This is a genomic window from Pseudomonas sp. GL_135, from assembly GCF_057834665.1.
This window is the reverse complement of record NZ_CM174408.1, coordinates 2,397,233-2,414,306: the sequence shown is the minus strand read 5'-3', so window position 1 is coordinate 2,414,306 and position 17,074 is coordinate 2,397,233. Positions and strand designations below refer to the sequence as shown.

Sequence of the window (17,074 nt, the reverse complement as noted above, 5' to 3'; positions counted from 1 at the left end):
GCAACTGATTTGGCCGGCTGCTGACGCCCGGCTGACCTGCACCCCCCTCTCGTTGTGGACACCTGAACATGAATGAAGAACTGAGCATCATTGATCTGCACCAGGGCGACGGCAAGGCCGTCGTCAAAGGCGCGCTGATCACCACGCAATACACCGGCACCCTGGAAGACGGCACCGTGTTCGATTCCTCATGGGAACGTGGCAAGCCGTTTCAGTGCGTCATCGGCACCGGGCGGGTGATCAAGGGTTGGGACATCGGGCTGATGGGCATGAGGGTCGGCGGCAAGCGCAAGCTCTGGGTGCCTGCGGCGCTGGCGTACGGCGAGCGCTCAATGGGCGCGCACATCAAACCCGATTCGAACCTCGTGTTTGAGATCGAGCTGCTGGAAGTGCTGACGCGGGATGATTGAGGTGGTTGACGACCGGTATTCATACGAGGCTTTGCGATATGGCCACCGACGCCTTCCCGGCTAAATCCGGTCCCACAATATGGGGTCGCCCACCGTCACGTTGGGTGTGCGCGATGGGTTTTGTGGGACCGGCTTCAGCCGGGAAGAGGCCACTGTGTACGCGACCAGTCTGACAGTAGGACAACCAACGCTTCCCCGGCCACAGCCGGTCCTAACCTGGGAGCCTGCCGTCGCCCCCACAATCTCGGGCCTACGCCTTCATCAATACATCGGCCAGTTTCTTCGCCAGCTCTTCTTCCTTGTACGGCTTCTGCACGATCAGCTTCGGGTCGACATCGAGGATGTCGATGTCGGCGAAACCGGTGATGAACATGATCGGCAGCTGCGGGTGGTCGCGGCGGACGATTTCGGCCAGTTCGCCGCCGGTCATGTTGGGCATGGCGAAGTCGGTGAGGAGCAGTTCGATGCTCGGGTCGAGTTTCTTCAGCGCCTCGTCGCCGCTGTCCGCTTCGACCACCGAATAACCCAGCGAAACCAGCATCATCGCCGTCACCGAGCGTACGTCCGGGTCATCGTCGACCAGCAGAATCGTGCGGTCCTTGTCGTCAGCGTCGGCACGACCGGGCATGTCGGAGGCGCTGATCACCGGGACTGCGGTGCGCGCAACACTCGGCAGATAGACTCGCAGCGTGGTGCCGGCGTTTTCGGCGGTGTCGATGCTGACGCCGCCACCCGATTGCTTGGCGAAACCGAACACCTGCGCCAGACCCAGTCCAGAACCCTTGCCCACCGCCTTGGTGGTGAAGAACGGCTCGAAGGCCTTGGCCAGCACTTCCGGGCTCATGCCACAGCCGGAGTCACTCACCGACAACACCACGTAGGCGCCGGGTTCAGGGTCTTCAGGCCGTAGCGGCAGGCGATAGACCATCTCGTTCCAGGTGCTCAGGCGCAGTTGCCCGCCCTGGGGCATGGCGTCCCGGGCGTTGATTGCCAGGTTGAGAATGATCATCTCGGTCTGCGTCGGGTCGACCAGCGCACTCCACAGGTCTTCGGCCAGTTCGGTCTCTACCCACACACTGCCGCCCAGCGCACGGCCAAGCAGTTCGCGCATGCCGGCGATCGTGTCGTTGAGGTTCAGCGCAACAGGCTCCAGACGCTGGCGACGGGAGAACGACAAGAGCTGGCTGGTGAGCTTGGCGCCCCGCTCGCCCGCTTCGCGGATGTTTTGCAGGCGCTGGGGAGACTTGGTGAACACCCCTTTTTCCAGATCCCGGCTGAGGAAATTCGCGCTGGTCAGAATCACCGTCAGCAGGTTGTTGAAGTCGTGGGCAACGCCGGCGGTCAATTGGCCGACCACCTCCAGCCGCTGCATCTGCTGCAGGGCGGCCTCGACGCGCTCGCGCTCCTTGATCTGATCACGCAGGCGCTTGTTGGTCGCCGCCAACTCGTCCACCACCGCCCGCTCGCCGGTGATGTCGCGGACTGCGGCGTACATCAGGCCGTCGTCCGGCACGATGGTCCAGGACAACCAGCGGTAGCCACCGTCGGAATGGCGCATGCGATTGACGAAACGCGTCGAGACATGGCCTTCAGCGACGCTGGCGGTTTCGCGCAACGTGGCTTCGAGATCATCCGGATGAATCAACTCGCTCAAACGCTGCCGCCCGACCTCATCGCGCGCCCAGCCCAGCGTCGATTCCCATGCCGGGTTGAGGGCGATCGGCGTCATGTCGAAATGCAGCACGCCGAGCAGCTCCCGGGACAGCTCCCAGGTTCGGTCGCGTTCGCGGGTTCGCTGCACGACACGTTCACCGAGAATGTCGTTGAGCTGATGCAGCGCCTGAGTGGCGTGCTTGCGCTCGGTAATGTCCTGCATGACGCCGGTGAAGCGCACGCATCGGCCCTCTTCAAACACCGAGCGGCCGTTGGAGAACACCCACCGTTCCTCGCCCTCATCAGTGACCAGTCGGTGCTCGATCTGGAAGGAAGTGTCCACCGTCAGCGCGGCCATGACCTTGCTGTGCAGCTGATCGCGGTCGTCCGGATGGCAGAGCAGAAACATCAGCGCCAGGCTGACGGGAGCGTCGGCGCCAACGCCGTAAAGCGCCTTACAGCGCTCGTCCCACAGCAGCGTGTCGGTGCGCGGGTCGTACGTCCAGACCCCCATGTCCGCGGCTTCGATCGCCAGCTGCGCGCGCACTTCCGCCACTTGCAGCGTCTTCTCGGCGTACAGTCGCTTTTCCCGCTCCTGCACTTCGGACACCGCGCGCATGACCGCCTTGGGCAGCATCTTCATGTTCTGCTTGAGGACGTAATCGATGGCGCCCATGCGCATCATTTCGACGGCATGCTGCTCGCCGAAAATCCCCGACAAAAAGATGAAAGGCGTCTGCGGCGCCAGACGCAATGCGCTGTTGAGCACATCCGCACCTGAAGAGCCCGGCAGCAGAAAATCGCTCAGAATGAGGTCAAAACGCGCGGCCAGCAGCTCACGCTCGACGTCCTGATGGTTGTAGACCAGCGTGGCGTCGATCTTCAGCCCGCTGTTTTCGAGGGTGAGCAGGATCAGTTCGGCATCCAGCGAACTGTCTTCGACCAAAAGCAATTTAAGCTGCGATAACGGCATGAATAAAAGTCATTGTTCCAGAAGGGGCTGGTTCGGCGGTTATAAGTGCCGGTCCGAGAGCCCCGGAGTCAGGAGCCTGGACGGCGCGCAAGTCGCAGGGAGCCCGGTGGTGGCTCGTTCAATACAGCCCAGAACACGCCGAGGTCCGAGATCGCCGAGACGAATTCCTTGAATTCGACCGGCTTGACCACGTAAGCGTTCACACCCAGTGAGTAGGCGCGGTTCAAATCGGGCTCTTCGCGAGAGGACGTCAGCATTACCACGGGGATGCTGCGCAGTTCCTCGGTTTCGCGGATGACCTTGAGCACTTCAAGACCATCCACTTTCGGCAGCTTCAGGTCCAGCAGCATCACTGCCGGATTACCGGCGACACGGTCGTGGTGATGGTTGCGGCGCAGCAGGTAATCAAGCGCCTCGGCACCGTCACGCAGCACGATCACTTCATTGGCCAACTGGCTACGCTCAAGGGCGACAAGGGTCAGCTCCAGATCGTTTGGATTGTCTTCCACCAGAAGAATGGGTTTCAGCACTGGGCGTCTCCTTCGACACTCAAAGAGTAACGGTCAACCGCGCTTGGGTAGCGCAAAGTAAAAAGTGGCGCCATGGCCCAACTGGCTATGGGCCCAGACGGTGCCGTCATGGCGTTCGATGATCCGTCGGACGCTCGCCAGGCCAATGCCGGTGCCTTCGAATTCTTCCATGCGGTGCAGGCGCTGAAACACGCCAAACAGCTTGCCGGCGTAAGCCATGTCGAAGCCTACGCCGTTGTCGCGGATGTACACCACGACCTTGCCGTCTTCCTCGTAACTGCCCACCTCGATCACTGCCGGGTTCTGGTTGCGGGTGTACTTGATCGCGTTGGACAGCAGGTTGCGCATCGCCAGGTGCAGGAACGCCGCGTCGGCAATGACCACGGGCAACGGCTGGGAGACTTTCCACTCCAGCGCGCGGCTTTCGTAATCGGGCAGCATTTCCCGGCGTATCGATTCGACCATGGCATTGAGGTCAACATCAGAGAAACGCATCGCCGAACGGCCCATCTGCGAAAAGCTCAGCAGGTTGTCGACCAGCGTGCCGGCAAAGCGCGCCGACTCGCTGATGTTTTCCAGAAAGCGCACCCCCCGGTCGGACAACTTGCTGCCTTCAATGTCGCTCAACAACTCAGCGTAGCCGGCAATGTGTCGCAACGGCGCGCGCAGATCGTGGGACACGCTGTAGGAAAATGCTTCAAGCTCTTTGTTGGATTTCTTCAATTCATCGGCCAGTGCGGCCATTTCTTCAGCCTTGCGCAGGACGATGCCCAGCACGGCCGCACGCAGCTCGATCACCGCTTCGCAGTCCATGTCGTCCCAGGGTCTGGAGAACCCGCGCACGGTCTGCTGCCATAAGGCGAAGCTGTTGCGCGGGCTCAGCGAGCCGCTCGGGCTGACGCTTTTCTCGGGTTTGCCGGCCCAGTTGACCACGCGGGTCTGCTCGGGCCGGAACCAGATGATGAAGTTGGAATGCAGCTCGGAGATCGCCGTCGCCAGAACGCCGCTGACCGAGCTGGCGAGCAAGGGCAGCTCAGGGATGTCACGACTGATGTTGTCGGAGCGAAAGACCTCGTGGGGGTCGCGGCCGCTCAACCAGTCGGCGAGCTTGACGATCTGCTCGCGCTCGGGGGTTTCGCCGTAGACATCGACGCTGGCGCCGGAAATCACTGCCGCGCCAGTGGCACCGACAAAACCCAGCAACACTTCGGGCATCGTGCGCAGGCCACCGGTGACGCTGTCGAGGTCAGCCATGGCTGCGAGCATCTGCACGATCTGCCGGCGCAGGCTCAGCATGCGCTGGTTGGCGGCATGGGCTTCCTTGCTCTCGATCTGCAGCGACAACACGCTGCCCAACAGCTCACAGGCAGTGCGGGACTGGAAGGTGACCCTGCGTGGCGTGGCGTGGTGGCAGGAAATCAGGCCCCATAACTGCCCGCGCACCACGATGGAGATCGACATCGAGGCCAGCGTCTGCATGTTGCGCATGTACTGCAGATGCACGGGCGACACGCTGCGCAAGGTGGCAAAAGTGAGGTCCAGGGGCGCGCCGGTCATGGGGTTGTTGCCGGGTACCAGCGGCGATGGCTGGTAATTGGCGTTTTCGATGACGCGAATGCGGTTGGCCAGGTACAGCGCCCGGGCCTGGGCAGGCACGTCAGACGCCGGGAAGCTCAGGCCGAGGAGGCTTTCGTAATCTTCATCCAGTGCTTCGGCGCTTACCAGCCCGTTGCCATCGGCATCGAAGTGATACGCCTTGATCCGGCCGAAACCGGTGATGCGCTTGACCTCGGCCACCGAGCGCTGACACAGCGCTTCGATGCTTTCTTCCACATTCATCTGGCTGATGAAGCCGCGCATCAGCGGGTAGACGTTGCCGTACGCGCCACTCATGTCCCCGGCCGGCTCGAACTCGGCGATCAGCACCTGATCGTGACGATGGACCATCATGGTCATCGGCTGGCCGGCACTCGAACCTGGCAGGAACCGCACCTCACCGATGTGAAAAGGATTTTGCTCTTCGTCAGGCAAAGCGTGCAGGCGCTGGAGCAGGCGCTCAGGCTCGGCGAACACACTGGACAGGGTTGCGCCGATCAGCGCCTGCGGATCCAGCCCAAGCCAGTCTCTGACGTTGGCGCTGACTTGAATGACCGTAGAAGCGGCTTCGTCGATGACCAGCAGAAATCCCTGGGGCTGAATGCTGCCGGGGATCTGAATCGGTTCACGCGCGCAATGCTCGATCGCGCCCTTGAGGGCGTCGTCGCTAAGGGTCAAGGTCTTGCTCCTTTACCTTCAACGTTTGGGCAAACGGCGTCGGCAATGTGTGCCGCAAAAGCGGCACGGATGGGAATGCCGCACACGTTAACAAAAACCGTCCTGCTCAAATACTCCGAACTCACTGATTGGCGAGAAAAAAACCATCCATTCGCATCAGCTGTCGAGCATGGCCCTCACCTTCGACAGAAATTCAACCAACTGGAAGGGCTTCAGGATCATGTCCATCCGTTCGCCCAGAAAATCCTGTCGGTTGAGCGCGTTCTCCGCGTAGCCGGTCATGAACAGCACTGGCAGGTCGGGCCGCCACCCTCGGCCGCGCTGGGCCACTTCGCGGCCGTTCATTTCCGGCATGCCCACGTCGGTGAGCAACAGGTCAATGGTGCCGTCATGCTCCAGGCACGACAGCGCCGTGCCGACATCGGCCACCTGGGTGCAGCGGTAACCGGCATCGGTGAGGACTTCATTGACGAACATGCGCACCGACGCCGTGTCTTCGACGATCAACACGTGCTCCCCCGCGCCCTGCGCGGCGACGGCGGAAGGCTGCGGCGGCTCGACGCTCTGCTCGTCCGCCGCCGGCAACAGCAGCGTGACCTCGGTGCCGTGACCGACCACGCTGCGAATCTGCACGTCGCCGCCCGACTGCCGGGCGAAACCGTAGATCGTCGACAGGCCCAGGCCGGTGCCCTGGCCGATCGGCTTGGTGGTGAAGAACGGGTCGAATACCTTGTCGATCAAGTGGTGTTCGATGCCGACGCCGTCATCGCGCACGGTCAGGGCGATGTACGCGCCATCTGCCATGCGTGAGTGGCCCTGGGAGTAGGTCTCGAAAGTGCTGATCCAGATGTTGCCGCCCGACGGCAACGCGTCCCGGGCATTGATCACCAGATTGAGCACGGCGCTTTCGAGCTGGCCGGCGTCGACCATCGCCACCGCGCTGCGTGAAGTCAGCTCCAGCGTCAGGCAAATGCCTTTGCCGATGGTGCGACCCAGCAGGTCCTCAAGGGAACGCACGTACTGATTGACGTCGGATGCGCGCGTATCAAGGGGCTGCTGGCGGGCGAAAGCCAGCAGACGATGGGTCAGTGCCGACGCGCTTTTCGCCGACGCCAACGCGGCATCGGCATACACCATCACTTTTTCGGGGCGGCCGTCTTCGGTGCGTTTCTTGACCAGCTCCAGCCCGGTGACGATACCCGTCAGCAGGTTGTTGAAATCGTGGGCGATGCCGCCGGTGAGCTTGCCGATAGCGTCCATCTTCTGCGCTTGCAACAGCTGTTCTTCGGTCCGGGCGCGCTCGGCGACTTCATGGGCGAGCCGGCTGTTGACCGAGTTCAGTTGCTGCAGATGCGACTGTTCGCGACGGCGGTGCTCGGTGACGTCTTCGATGAACACCAGGCTCATGCCGCTCTCCCTGTACGGCGAAACCTGCCATTCAGTCTCGCGCAATTCACCCTTGACCCGCATGCTAAGCGTGCCCATCCAGCGCTCCCCTGCGCCCAGCGCTTCGCGCAGGCCGTCGAGGGCCGAGCCCTGATCTTCACTGAAGCTGCGCAGCACCGACCCCTCATCGGCGCCTTGACCCAGCAGTTGGGCAAAGGCGTGGTTGGCTTCGTGGACGTTCAGGCTGCCGTCCATGACCGCAATCGGCGCCGAGACATTGGCAAAAATCTCGCGGAAGCGCTCTTCGCTGTCACGCAATGCGTATTCGGTATCACGCACCCGCAACAGCGTGCGCAGCGTGGCAAGCAGCACGTCGGGGTCGACCGGGTGCACCAGATAGGCGTCCGCGCCTGCTTCCAGGCCGGTGACGATGTCGCCGGTCTGGATCGACGCCGCCGACACGTGCACCACTGGCAACAGCGCGGTGCGGGGCGCAGCGCGCAGCTGACGAACAATATCAAAGCCGCTCATGTCAGGCAGATTGACGTCGAGAATCAGCGCGTCGGGCAAGCGCTCGGCGATCAGCGCCAGACCTTCGGTGCCGGTGCCGGCCTCCGCCACCTTGAACCCCTGGCGCTCCATCCGACGCCGCAAGGCGTAGCGGGTCGCGGCATTATCGTCGACGATCAGCAGCCGGGTTTCAGGCTTCATTGGCAGGCTCCTGGGCCAGCGCCAACGGGATCACCACGTAGAACGTCGAGCCTACGCCGGGTTCGCTCTCCACGCCGACATGCCCGCCCAGCAATTCGGCAAAACGCTTGCACAGCGACAGGCCCAGACCGGTGCCGCGCAAGCGTTTCTGCAGGGGCGAATCGACCTGAGTGAAGTCCTCGAACAGCGCACCATGAAGCTCTTGGGGAATGCCAATACCGGTGTCGGTCACGGCAAAGCGAACCGAGTCCTCGGATTCCAGCCGTGCCGAGACGCGCACTTCACCGCGCTGGGTGAATTTCAGCGAGTTGGAGATAAAGTTGCGCAGAATCTGCCCCAGTTTTTGATCGTCGGTGTACAGCCGGGGCAAGCCTACGGGCGCTTCGAAGATCAGGTCCACAGTGGAGGCGTCGACGATGGGACGGAACATGCCCCGCAGTGCCGAGAACAGGTCGAACATGTCAAACCATGCCGGCGAGATGCTGATGCGGCCGGCTTCGATCTTCGCCAGGTCCAGCAGGTCGTCGACCATGTCGCTCAACTCCCGTGCGGCCGTGCTGACAAAAGCGACCTGCTTGTGCTGTTCTTCGCTCAGGGGACCGTCCAGTTCATCAGTCAATAGACTGGCGATGCTGAGAATCGACCCCAGCGGCGTGCGGAATTCATGGCTCATGTAAGACAGGAAACGGCTCTTGAGGTCGGAAGCCTGACGCAATTGGTCGGCTTGATTCTCAAGTTCGGCGTACAGCGCGAGAACGCCCTGGTTGGTCTCGTCAAGCTCGGTGCGCAGGGCAACGGCTTCGGCGCGCGAGCGCTCCAGCTCAAGTTCGATAGACCCCTGAGGCGTCACACGGGCGTTGTTGTCAGTCATCGAGCGTCTCCAGAGCCATCACCAATACCGTCACATCGTCCCTGCCCCGGCAATAATCGCGATGCAAGACCGCTGCGATGATGGCCGGATGTCGGTACACCAGACCTGGGCTATCGCGCAGATTCCAGCGCGATTGCAGGCCATCGCTGAACATGATCAACAACTGCCCGGTGCAATCGTCATAGTCCATCGGCGGTATTTTGCGGTACTGCAGGCCGACGATGCCGGGGTGCGAAGGAATGCCGCGGGTTTTCTCGTCGCCAATCAGCGTCGCGCCGATGTTACCGATGCCGATAAAACGCAGCTTGCCTGTCGCACCGTCGAACCGCACCAGTGCTGCCGCGCCGCCACGGCTGCCTTGCATGTCGACGTGCAGGTCCTCCAGCAGCACGCCCGGATCGGCGAACGGATTGCGAATGAACGCACGTGCGCCGGCCATTCCCGCCGCTTCGGCTTCAGGGCCGTGGCCGAGGCCGTCGATCATCATGATCGACATCTGCTGCCCCTTGACCGCGACTTCCCACACATCGCCGCAGGCCGGGTCATCGTGCAGCGAATGCTGGGTGATGCCCATGCGCAGGTCTTTGACCGTGGCTTTGCGCGGGAAGAAACGCGCCAGCAATACACTGCCGCGCGCGTCGCTGTGCACATCGAAGACTTGCGCCTGGCGCAGCACGGCGCCCAGGCCGATGCCTTGGGTACCGCGGGTGGAAAAACCATCGGCCATGCAGTTTTGCACGTCGAACCCCTTGCCCCGGTCGATCGCGATGATCTCGACGCCCGGCGCTGAACGCGAGGCATCGCCCGAGGCATCACCCGGCAGCGCGCGAACGTGCAACTCTCCGCTTTGCGCATGTTTGAGAATATTGCTGGCCAGTTCGGTGACGACCAGGGCCACGCGGCCGCAATCGGCCTCGTCAAACCCCGCCTGTTCGGCCAGTCGTTGCACCGTGCGCCGTGCGTGCCCGACCTGACTGATGTCTTCGACCGACAACACCTGGGTCACATGACTGTGCAGGTTCACGTCCATTTGCAAATCATCACGCGCGTACCTGCGCCGGGTGCGGTGTCCAGCTCGAAGTCGTCCACCAGACGCTTGGCACCCGTCAGGCCCAGACCGAGGCCGCCCCCGGAGGTCCAGCCGTCGGTCATCGCCAGCTTGAGGTCGGGAATGCCGGGGCCTTCGTCGCGAAAGGTCAGGCGCACGCCGACGCGCAGGCCGTCTTCGACAACCTGCCAGTCCATGTCACCGCCGCCGCCATAAACCATCGTGTTGCGCGCCAGCTCGCTGACCGCCGTGACCAGCTTGGTCAGGTCGATCAGGCGCATGCCGCAGTCCTGCGCCAGCTTGCGCGCGGTCTGCCGCGCCAGCACGACATCTTGCTCGATGCGAATGGGCTGAGTGCCGCTGCTGCGCTCGTTCATTGAGAATAGGCCCGCTCGCGCAACAGCTTCATGCCCCGTTCAACGTTCAGCGCGGTGCTCACGCCGGGCAGGGTCATGCCCAGCTCCACCAGGGTAATGGCGACGGCAGGCTGCATGCCGACCAACACGGTTTCGGCGTCCATGATTCGCGACAGGCCGGAGATCATGCCGATCATCCGGCCAATGAACGAATCGACCATGTCCAGCGCGGAGATGTCGATGAGCACGCCGCGCGCCGAGGTGCGACTGATGCGTTCGGACAGGTCATCCTGCAGCGTCAGCGCCAGTTGGTCGTGCATGTCTACCTGAATGGTCACGAGCAGAAAGTCGCCCATCTGCAGAATCGGAATGCGCTCCATGGCTCATACCGCCTTGGTGAGGGTGACGCCCAGACGGCGCAGCGCCAATGCCAGCGCATCGGCCAGATTGGCTTTGGTCACCACGCCTTGCAGGTCCAGGCCCAGGTGCACGATGGTCTGGGCAATCTGCGGACGCACGCCGCTGATGATGCAATCGGCGCCCATCAGGCGGATCGCTGTCACGGTCTTGAGCAGGTGCTGGGCCACCAGGGTGTCGACGGTCGGCACGCCAGTGATGTCGATGATGGCAATTTCCGCGCCGGTGTCGACGATGCGTTGCAACAGCGACTCCATCACCACCTGTGTGCGCTGCGAATCCAGCGTGCCGATCATCGGCAGTGCCAGGACGCCGTCCCACAGTTTGACCACCGGCGTGGACAGCTCCAGCAGTTCTTCCTGCTGACGCTTGATCACCGCTTCACGGGATTTCTGGTAGGTACGGATGGTGTGCAGGCCCAGACCGTCGAGCAGCTCCGACATCTGCAGCACTTGCTCGGCGATCAGCAACGGCTGGTCAGCGAAGGCGTTTTGCAGTTGGGTGAACAGCGGGCCCTTGAGGGCGAAGATGAAACTGGCCGTTTGCTGAGAGTCCTGACCGGCCAGAGCGCGCTGGCTGGACAGTTTTTCGAGGAAGTGACGAACGTCGTCCCATTCGGCGGTGGTGATGTTGGCAGAGCCGCCCTTCTCCAGCGTCAACGTCAAAAGGCGCAGAAAATCGGCCACCTGCTGCCGGATTTCCTCGGGCTTGAGGTTGCGCGTCGCGCCGCTGGCTTCCAGATCAGCGTGCCATTGGGCGGCGAGTTGTGATTCGGAGCGTTTAAGGGCGTCAACGGTGATTTGTTGTAATGCTGCCATGAGATGGCTCCAGTGAGTGCAGGTCGAGAATTGAAATGGGTCGACGTAGCAGGCCTGTGAAATATGCGAAAGGGTCAAAAAAACAGCGCAGGGCGTTGCGCGGCAGATAGCTGCAAGGTGCGGACCAGAAAGCTATCGGGTCCACGAGGGTACGGCGGCTGCAACCAGCATGAACCGCGCACACGAAATACGCCTGCCGCCGGTAGGTGTCAAGGTAACATCACCGGGTTTTCAATGTTTATTTATCAATGGAGTCGTCGCCGGCTTAAAACACGCTGTCGACCAACTGAACATAGATGGAAAACGCGCCCAGCAAAAACCAGAACGCCGTAAACAGCCACGGTGTGCGCATCGAAAACATCAGCGATTTGCGGTAGCCCTTTTCGCTGGATTCGTGCTCGCTGAACAACGGCGAATCGTCATAAGCGAGGCCCATGGCCGGTTGACTGCTCAGCAACTGGGCCTGTTTGAAATGCCAGTGGTCGATGATTTCGTACGCCGCGCGGATGCCCGGCCAGGCGTGCATGGAGCTGATCAGTCCGAGCAATGTCAGAAAGGGGGGCACCACCAGCGTGAACATCTTGCCCCATTCGGGGTTGAGGTTGGCCATCGACGAGGCGAAGGCGATCACCAGAAAAGACTGCGCGGACAAATAGGCGTTGGTGCGGTTGGACAGGATCGCTGTCTCGTACTGGATCTCCTTGCGGTAGAAATCCAGCCGATCCTTCGGCGACCCGAACAGCATGGCATCTGCCACTTGAGCGTTCGCGGACTGCTCCGCGGCGATCGGGTTGCTGCTGGTAATGATGGTCGGTGTTTCCATGTCACGACTCACAAGCGGGGCTCCTGCCTATAAAACGGCGGCGCAGTCGGTCCTGCGTCACCCATCGGTATTTGATTGAAGGATCTGGGTCGGGTGCCCGCAAGCGGACGAACGGCGTTCAGTTTCAGCAGGATGGAGGGCATCGGCGAAGACACCCTCACTTCAGTGAACCCGACGCCCGCGACATGCAGCGTACGCGCCGCTCTTCCACCCGCTGGGCAAACCAGGCGGTGGTCAACTTGCGGGTGATCTTCGGGCTTTCCAGCACGATGCCCGGCAGGATTGCCCTCGGCAGCGGTTTACCGGCGGCCTCTTCGGCCATGGCGAAGATCTTCGCGTACAGCTCGGTGTCTTCGAAGGCCAGCGTTTCGCCCTTCTCCAGCTGGTTGCGGATGGTCGTATTACGCATGTCCAGCCGAGGATAGAGGCTGCGCACGGCCAGTTCGGTCTGACCCAGCGCCGGGCCGAAACCGTAGCTGATCAGGTCGCCGTCCAGCGCCAGGCGCTTTCCGGACACCCGCGCCAGTGCGCTCTGAAATGCCGCATTGCGGCTGGCGTACCAGCCGGCGTTGAAGTCAGCGAAGCGGTACAGCGGCCGGTCGTAGCTGACCGGATAACCGAGCAGATGGGCGATGCCGAAGTACATGCCGCCACGGCGGCCGAACACCTCATGGCGAATCGACCCCTCGACCGGATACGGATAATCCCGGGCCTGCCGCTCGGCGAACTCAATACTGACCTGCATGGGCCCGGCGGTGTGCACCGGATTAAAGTTGCCGAACAACGTGCGGCCCAGGGGGACCATGCCGATGAAGTCATCGAAAATCGCGCTCAGGTCTTTTTCAGTCCGGGCGGCGCTGAGGCGTTCGCTGTAGGTCTTGCCGGTCGAAGAGCGGATGTCCAGCGCGCTGCGCACCAGCAGATTGGGGATGTGCGCCTTGCTGGCTCGACGGTCGATTTCGTCCTGGGCGATCTTGCCCATGCCGGGAACGGCCGGGTCGACCTGAAAGTTGGATTCCTGCTCAGTCACCGCCAGCACGGAACAGAGGTTTTCCAGACTGGGGTCGATTTTCTGCACGTCGAACGCGCGTTGAATGTCCTGGGCCCAGCCCTGGCGGTCGGCGACATTGGCAGGCAACAACCGCACAATCTCACTGCGGACCACTGAGGGCTCTGGCGCGGGTTCCTGGCTGCGTTGCGAGCTGCAACCCGCGAGCAGCGTCAGCAGGATTAGGCTGGCCAGGGTGTGCAGGTGGCGATTGATTCCATTCACGGGCATGACTTCTCGCTGGTTACTCAAACGGGGTGGCGCCTTATGGACATCGGCAAGCGCCGCTGATTCAAACAGGGCCGGAAACGGTCTTCATAGTGGGACCGGCTTTAGCCGGGAAAGCGTCGGACGTCACGCTGCAAAATCGATGTTGTACGCACTGGCCCCTTCCCGGCTGAAGCCGGTCCCACACTCACACCGCGCACCCGGTGAAACCGGCTTTAGCCGGGAAAGCGTCGGACGTCACGCTGCAAAATCAATGTCGTACACACTGGCCCCTTCCCGGCTGAAGCCAGTCCTACACTCACACCGCGCACCCGGCAGGACCGGCTTTAGCCGGGAAAGCGTCGGACGTCACGCTGCAAAATCAAGGTCGTACGCACTGGCCCCTTCCCGGCTGAAGCCAGTCCTACACTCACACCGCGCACCCGTTGGGACCGGCTTTAGCCGGGAAAGCGTCGGACGTCACGCTGCAAAATCGATGTTGTACGCACTGGCCCCTTCCCGGCTGAAGCCGGTCCTACTCACACCGCGCACCCCGTAGGACCGGCTTTAGCCGGGAAAGCGTCGGACGTCACGCTGCAAAATCGATGTTGTACGCACTGGCCCCTTCCCGACTGAAGCCAGTCCTACTCACACCGCGCACCCGGTGGGACCGGCTTTAGCCGGGAAAGCGTCGGACGTCACGCTGCAAAATCGATGTTGTACGCACTGGCCCCTTCCCGGCTGAAGCCAGTCCTACACTCACACCGCGCACCCGTTGGGACCGGCTTTAGCCGGGAAAGCGTCGGACGTCACGCTGCAAAATCGATGTTGTACGCACTGGCCCCTTCCCGACTGAAGCCAGTCCTACTCACACCGCGCACCCGGTAGGACCGGCTTTAGCCGGGAAAGCGTCGGACGTCAAGCCGCACATTTGATGTCGTACGCGCTTGCCCCTACCCGACTGAAGCCAGTCCTACTCACACCGCGCACCCGGTAGGACCGGCTTTAGCCGGGAAAGCGTCGGACGTCACGCTGCAAAATCAATGTCGTACACACTGGCCCCTTCCCGGCTGAAGCCAGTCCTACACTTACACCGCGCACCCGGTGAAACCGGCTTTAGCCGGGAAAGCGTCGGACGTCACGCTGCAAAATCAATGTCGTACACACTGGCCCCTTCCCGGCTGAAGCCAGTCCTACACTCACACCGCGCACCCGGCAGGACCGGCTTCAGCCGGGAAAGCGTCGGACGTCACGCTGCAATATCAAGGTCGTACGCACTGGCCCCTTCCCGGCTGAAGCCAGCCCTACATTCACACCGCGCACCCGGTGGGACCGGCTTTAGCCGGGAAAGCGTCGGACGTCACGCTGCAAAATCGATGTTGTACGCACTGGCCCCTTCCCGGCTGAAGCCAGTCTTACACTTACACCGCGCACCCGGTAGGACCGGCTTTAGCCGGGAAAGCGTCGGGCGTCACGCTGCAAAATCGATGTTGTACGCACTGGCCCCTTCCCGGCTGAAGCCGGTCCTACTCACACCGCGCACCCGGTAGGACCGGCTTTAGCCGGGAAAGCGTCGGACGTCACGCTGCAAAATCGATGTTGTACGCACTGGCCCCTTCCCGACTGAAGCCAGTCCTACTCACACCGCGCACCCGGTAGGACCGGCTTTAGCCGGGAAAGCGTCGGACGTCACGCTGCAAAATCGATGTTGTACACACTGGCCCCTTCCCGGCTGAAGCCGGTCCTACAAAACGCATCGCGTTGAACCTGTGTAGCGGGAGTGGCCCTACGCTCGGGCAGGCATTACTCTGACCCACCCTGCCCATTCAACAAGGAAGCCCGAATGCCCACCACAGCGCTCATCGTAGTCGATATTCAGAACGACTATTTCCCCGGCGGCAAATGGCCCCTCGCAGGCGCCGATGCCGCCGCTGACAACGCCGCCAGGGTGATTCAGGCCGCTCGAGACGCCGGGGATCTGGTCGTGTTTATCCGCCATGAATCAGGCGCCGATGCCCCCTTCTTCACCCCCGGTTCCGATGGCGCCAAATTGCATCCCAAGGTCCTGAACCTGGAAAGCGAACCGGTGGTGCTCAAGCACTTCCCCAATTCATTTCGTGAAACCGGGCTGCAGGCGCTGCTCGAAGACAAGGGCATCAAGCACTTGGTGATCATCGGTTCCATGAGCCACATGTGCATCGACGCCACCGCCCGGGCTGCGGCGGACATGGGCTACACCGTCAAAGTCATCCACGACGCCTGCGCCAGCCGCGACCTGGAATTCGAAGGCAGCGTGGTGCCTGCCGCTCAGGTCCACGCCGCTTTCATGTCAGCCCTGGGCTTTGCCTATGCCGAGGTGCTGAGTACCGACACGTATCTGGTTTGAACAAGGAGAAAACAATGAGCGAGAAAAAAACCGACATTCTGGTCTGGGGTCCGATGCATGCAGCGCTGATGCAAAATCTCGAGCGCGACTACAACGTGCACAAACTCGCCGACATCAACGACATCGATGCCTGGGCCGACCAGCACGGGACCCAGGTGCGCGGCGTCGTCACCAGCGGTGTGTTCGGCACCGATAACGCCATTCTTGACCGCCTGCCGAATCTGGAAGTGGTCAACAGCTTCGGCGTCGGCTACGACGCAGTCGACACCCAATACCTGTCGCGCAGGGGCATCAAGCTGAGCAACACCCCAGACGTGCTCAACAACGCCGTCGCGGAAACCGCCATGGCGCTGATGCTGTGCGTCTCCCGACGCATCAGCGAAGCCGAACGCTTCGTGCGTGCGGGCCAGTGGCCCAACGGCAAATTTCCCCTCGGCAACGACCTGTGCGGCAAGACCTGCGGCATCGTCGGCCTGGGCAAGATCGGCAAGACCATCGCCAAACGCGCCGCCGCCTTCGAGATGAACATCGCCTACTTCCGCCGTGGCCGCCCCTACGACGATGTGTCCTACCGGCATTACGGTGACCTTCGGGAACTGGCGCAGGACTCGGACTACCTGATCGTCATCGTCCCCGGTGGTCCTGACACCCAGCACCTGATCGACGCCGACGTGCTTCGGGCCCTCGGACCCAAGTCATTTCTGATCAACGTCGCGCGCGGCACCGTGGTCGATGAAAAGGCACTGGTGGCCTCGTTGCTGGCCTCGGAAATCGCCGGTGCGGGTCTTGATGTGTTCGATGACGAGCCCAATGTGCCCGCCGAACTGTTGAAGCTGGATAACGTGGTACTCACGCCGCACATCGGCTCGGGGACCTACGAAACGCGCCAGGCCATGGCCGACCTGGTCTTCGCCAACGTCAAGGGCTACTTCGAAAAGGGTACGCTGGTCACGCCGGTGGAGTTGTAACCGGCGCTTAACGTGCAGGTCTGACGATGAAGCCGTCGGCCTGCCCGCAATGACATTCAAACGCCTGCCGGCCGGAGCATGGACTGAAGAGGCCGTACCGTAAGTCAGTGCTCGAACACTGATGCCAACTTTTCAGGATAATGCCGGTCGAACTGCCCCTACCCGGATTCCAGACATCTGCACATGCATTCCGAT

14 protein-coding genes are annotated in these 17,074 nt (G+C 62.0%); 3 read left to right on the top strand and 11 right to left on the bottom strand.

Translation table 11 applies throughout. The annotated features are described in order from the left end of the window. The first annotated feature begins 68 nt into the window (after positions 1-68). Complete coding sequence (locus tag AC3ISG_RS10755) at positions 69-410, top strand: FKBP-type peptidyl-prolyl cis-trans isomerase (RefSeq protein WP_122624711.1); 342 nt, start codon at positions 69-71, stop codon at positions 408-410. Between the two features lie 250 nt (positions 411-660). Here AC3ISG_RS10755 and AC3ISG_RS10750 read toward each other — a convergent pair whose 3' ends face one another. The 11 genes from AC3ISG_RS10750 to AC3ISG_RS10700 form a co-directional block, all read right to left on the bottom strand. Further along, positions 661-3,036, bottom strand: a complete 2,376-nt coding sequence (locus AC3ISG_RS10750; RefSeq protein ID WP_122538565.1) for a hybrid sensor histidine kinase/response regulator — start codon at positions 3,034-3,036, stop codon at positions 661-663. Positions 3,037-3,104: 68 nt separating this feature from the next. Continuing rightward, a complete protein-coding gene (locus AC3ISG_RS10745) occupies positions 3,105-3,566 on the bottom strand; it encodes a response regulator (protein WP_122538564.1) in 462 nt (153 codons plus the stop codon). A 33-nt stretch (positions 3,567-3,599) separates the two neighbouring features. Continuing rightward, complete coding sequence (locus AC3ISG_RS10740) at positions 3,600-5,840, bottom strand: ATP-binding protein (RefSeq protein WP_122538562.1); 2,241 nt, start codon at positions 5,838-5,840, stop codon at positions 3,600-3,602. A gap of 156 nt (positions 5,841-5,996) precedes the next feature. Further along, entirely contained in the window at positions 5,997-7,937 is a 1,941-nt protein-coding gene (locus tag AC3ISG_RS10735) for a response regulator (RefSeq protein ID WP_122538560.1), read from the bottom strand. Beyond that, positions 7,927-8,808: a sensor histidine kinase gene (locus tag AC3ISG_RS10730; protein ID WP_489299228.1), complete on the bottom strand. Its 882-nt coding sequence runs from the start codon at positions 8,806-8,808 to the stop codon at positions 7,927-7,929. Before AC3ISG_RS10730 ends, AC3ISG_RS10735 begins: the two co-directional genes overlap by 11 nt. Beyond that, a complete protein-coding gene (locus AC3ISG_RS10725) occupies positions 8,801-9,838 on the bottom strand; it encodes an ATP-binding protein (protein WP_205902668.1) in 1,038 nt (345 codons plus the stop codon). The genes AC3ISG_RS10730 and AC3ISG_RS10725 overlap by 8 nt, the downstream gene beginning before the upstream one ends. Continuing rightward, positions 9,829-10,233, bottom strand: coding sequence for an anti-sigma regulatory factor (locus AC3ISG_RS10720; protein ID WP_122538557.1), 405 nt, complete (start codon positions 10,231-10,233; stop codon positions 9,829-9,831). Before AC3ISG_RS10720 ends, AC3ISG_RS10725 begins: the two co-directional genes overlap by 10 nt. Beyond that, on the bottom strand, positions 10,230-10,592 hold the full coding sequence (locus AC3ISG_RS10715) for an STAS domain-containing protein (RefSeq protein ID WP_037010489.1): 363 nt from the start codon (positions 10,590-10,592) through the stop codon (positions 10,230-10,232). Before AC3ISG_RS10715 ends, AC3ISG_RS10720 begins: the two co-directional genes overlap by 4 nt. A 3-nt stretch (positions 10,593-10,595) precedes the next feature. Further along, a complete protein-coding gene (locus AC3ISG_RS10710) occupies positions 10,596-11,447 on the bottom strand; it encodes an STAS domain-containing protein (protein ID WP_122538555.1) in 852 nt (283 codons plus the stop codon). A 265-nt stretch (positions 11,448-11,712) separates the two neighbouring features. After that, complete coding sequence (locus AC3ISG_RS10705; RefSeq protein ID WP_122538719.1) at positions 11,713-12,192, bottom strand: hypothetical protein; 480 nt, start codon at positions 12,190-12,192, stop codon at positions 11,713-11,715. A 235-nt stretch (positions 12,193-12,427) separates the two neighbouring features. Continuing rightward, positions 12,428-13,549 carry a DUF1615 domain-containing protein gene (locus AC3ISG_RS10700; protein ID WP_489299227.1) on the bottom strand — a complete coding sequence of 374 codons (1,122 nt, stop codon included), beginning with the start codon at positions 13,547-13,549 and terminating at the stop codon, positions 12,428-12,430. A 1,819-nt stretch (positions 13,550-15,368) separates the two neighbouring features. On the opposite strand from AC3ISG_RS10700, the gene AC3ISG_RS10695 reads away from it, so the two are divergent. Both AC3ISG_RS10695 and AC3ISG_RS10690 read left to right on the top strand, forming a co-directional pair. Further along, entirely contained in the window at positions 15,369-15,911 is a 543-nt protein-coding gene (locus tag AC3ISG_RS10695; protein WP_489299226.1) for a cysteine hydrolase family protein, read from the top strand. Positions 15,912-15,925: 14 nt separating this feature from the next. Next, on the top strand, positions 15,926-16,879 hold the full coding sequence (locus AC3ISG_RS10690) for a 2-hydroxyacid dehydrogenase (RefSeq protein WP_489299225.1): 954 nt from the start codon (positions 15,926-15,928) through the stop codon (positions 16,877-16,879). Positions 16,880-17,074 lie beyond the last annotated feature (195 nt).